This window comes from Cellulomonas sp., from assembly GCF_036279715.1.
Taxonomy (GTDB): domain Bacteria; phylum Actinomycetota; class Actinomycetes; order Actinomycetales; family Cellulomonadaceae; genus Cellulomonas_A.
This window is the reverse complement of sequence record NZ_DASUIR010000064.1, coordinates 1-2,531: the sequence shown is the minus strand read 5'-3', so window position 1 is coordinate 2,531 and position 2,531 is coordinate 1. Positions and strand designations below refer to the sequence as shown.

The following is a 2,531-nucleotide window of genomic DNA, read 5'->3' as shown; positions in this document are numbered from 1 at the left end:
AAGCTCAAGGAGCGCCGCAGCCGCCGCCGCCGGAGCCTGGTGGTTCTGCTCATGGCTCTCGCGCTCGTGGGTGGGGCGGCGTACGTGGTGATCAGCGTGCTCGGGATCGACTTCTCCCCGACGAGCTCCCAGAAGGCCGTCAGCGACTACCCGGGGCCAGGCCAGGGGTCGGTCGACATCGTCATCGCGGCGGGGGACAGCGGCGCCGCGATCGGTGCGACTCTCGCGAAGGCCGACGTCGTCGCGACCGCGGGCGCGTTCACAAAGGCGTTCAACGCCAACCCGGCCGCGGCCGGGATCCAGCCCGGGACGTATCGGCTCTTCACACAGATGAAGGCGTCGGACGCCGTCTCGGCGCTGCTCAACCCGACGAGCCGGGTCTCGTTCAAGGTGACGATCCAGGAGGGGCTCTCGGTCAAGGAGATCCTGGCCAAGATCTCCACCGCCACCGGCATCCCCGCCGCCGACCTCGACGCTGCCGCCGCGGACACCGCTGCTCTCGGACTGCCCGCCGAGGCGGGCGGCCAGCTCGAGGGCTGGCTGTTCCCGCTCACGTACCAGGTCGAGCCGGGCGCCACGGCGAGCTCGGTGCTCGCGCCGATGGTGGCCAAGACCGTTGCGGTGCTCACTGCCAAGCAGGTTCCCCAGGCGAAGTGGGAGGACACGCTCATCCGTGCCTCGCTCGTCGAGGAGGAGGGCAAGTCGCCCGAGGACCGCGCGAAGATCGCCCAGGCGATCCAGAACCGGCTGGACATCGACATGCACCTGCAGATCGACGCCTCGCTCGCGTACGGGCTGGGCAAACCAGGTACGTCGTTGACGAACGACGACAAGCTGGTCGACAACCCGTTCAACCTCGAGAACCGGGTCGGCCTCCCGCCGCACCCGATCGACTCGCCGAGCGAGGCGTCGATCGACGCGGTCCTCACCCCGACGCCGGGGGACTGGCTGTTCTGGACGGCGGTCAACCTCGACACCGGTGAGACCAAGTTCGCCACGACGCTCGCCGAGCACAACGTGAACGTCGCCGAGCTGAGAGCGTGGCAGAAGGCCAACGGGAAGTGACCGAGGCGAGCGCAGGACGGCGGGCCGCCGTCCTGGGACACCCGATCGCGCACTCGCTCTCCCCGGTGCTGCATCGCGCCGCCTACGCGGCGCTCGGGCTGGACTCGTGGCGGTACGACGCCGTCGACGTCACCGAGGAGCAGCTGCCGGCGTTCCTCGAGTCGCTCACGGGGGAGTGGGCCGGCCTCAGCCTGACCATGCCGCTCAAGCAGTCGGTCATCGGGCTGCTCGACCACATCGAGCCGCTCGCCGAGGTCGTGGGCGCCGTCAACACCGTGCTGGTCCAAGCCGGTCGCGGACGCCCGGTGCTCACCGGTGCCAACACCGACGTGTACGGGATCGTCACTGCGCTGGGGGAGGCTCTCGGGCCAGGACCCGTCGCCTCGGTCCGGCGGACCGCGGCGGTGCTCGGTGGCGGCGCGACGGCGGCCTCGACCTTGGCTGCACTCGCGCAGCTCGGGTGCACGACGCCGGTCGTGTACGTGCGCTCGCTCGGCCGCATCGGCGGCCTCATGCGCGCTGCCCACCGGATGGGTGTCGAGCCGCGGTATGTGAGCTCGGACACCGCGGCTCACGAGATCACGTCGGCCGACCTCGTCGTCTCGACGCTGCCGCCGCACGCCGCCGACCCCGTCGCGGCACAGCTCGCAGCGAGCGCCTCCGAGCACGGTGCCGTCGAGCCCCATGGTGTCCTCCTCGACGTGGCCTACGACCCGCGCCCCACGGCTCTCGCTGCCGCGTGGACGCGGGCCGGGGGAGTCGTCGTCGGCGGTGAGCGCATGCTGCTGCACCAGGCCGCCGAGCAGGTGCGGCTCATGACGGGCCGCGCGGGCCCGGTCGACGCGATGTCGGCAGCGCTGGCCGAGGCGCTCGAGCAGGGCAGCGCGCACGAGGCACTCGCACCGCGACCCTGACGGAACCCGTCCGCCGAAACACGTCGTGGATGCTTACCTTCACCCGTTTGCGTGCCGATCTGGTTGAGGGTGGCACCTGTGCGGTCGGAGCACAGCACCGTGACGAGAGGACCCACCGTGAAGGCACTGGGCGAGATCCTGCTGGACGAGGGGCTGGTCACCGAGGGTCAGCTCATGGCGGCGCTGGACGAGCAGGTGGCACGCGGGCAGTCGCTGGGCCGCACCCTCGTCGAGATCGGGGTCCTGTCCGAGGGTCAGCTCGTCGCGGCACTCGCGCGGCAGGTCGGCATGGAGTTCATCGACCTCGACGACTATCCGGTGGACCGCATGGCGGTCGCGACGGTGCCCGCCGCGCTGTGCCGGCGGTACACCGTGCTGCCGATCGCGATCCAGAACGGCACCCTGATCCTCGCCACGGCCGACCCCGGCAACGTCGTGGCGGTCGACGACGTCCGGACGATGTCGCGGATGCCCGTGACGCCGGTCGTCGCGACCTTCGAGAACCTCGCGCGGGCGATCGACCGGTACTGCCGTTCCGACGGCGAGATGGAG

General features: G+C 71.0%; 2 protein-coding genes and 1 pseudogene. All 3 read left to right on the top strand.

Annotated elements, in window-relative coordinates:
- Positions 1 to 1,065: endolytic transglycosylase MltG (gene mltG, locus VFW79_RS06575; protein WP_329676520.1), on the top strand; the 1,065-nt coding region annotated here is incomplete at its 5' end.
- The gene (locus tag VFW79_RS06570; protein WP_329676519.1) at positions 1,062 to 1,979 is read left to right on the top strand and encodes a shikimate dehydrogenase; all 918 of its coding nucleotides are present in this window, start codon (positions 1,062 to 1,064) and stop codon (positions 1,977 to 1,979) included. The genes mltG and VFW79_RS06570, both read left to right, overlap by 4 nt.
- Positions 1,980 to 2,096: 117 nt before the next feature.
- Positions 2,097 to 2,531: pseudogene (locus VFW79_RS06565) on the top strand (type II secretion system protein GspE); the annotation flags it as partial.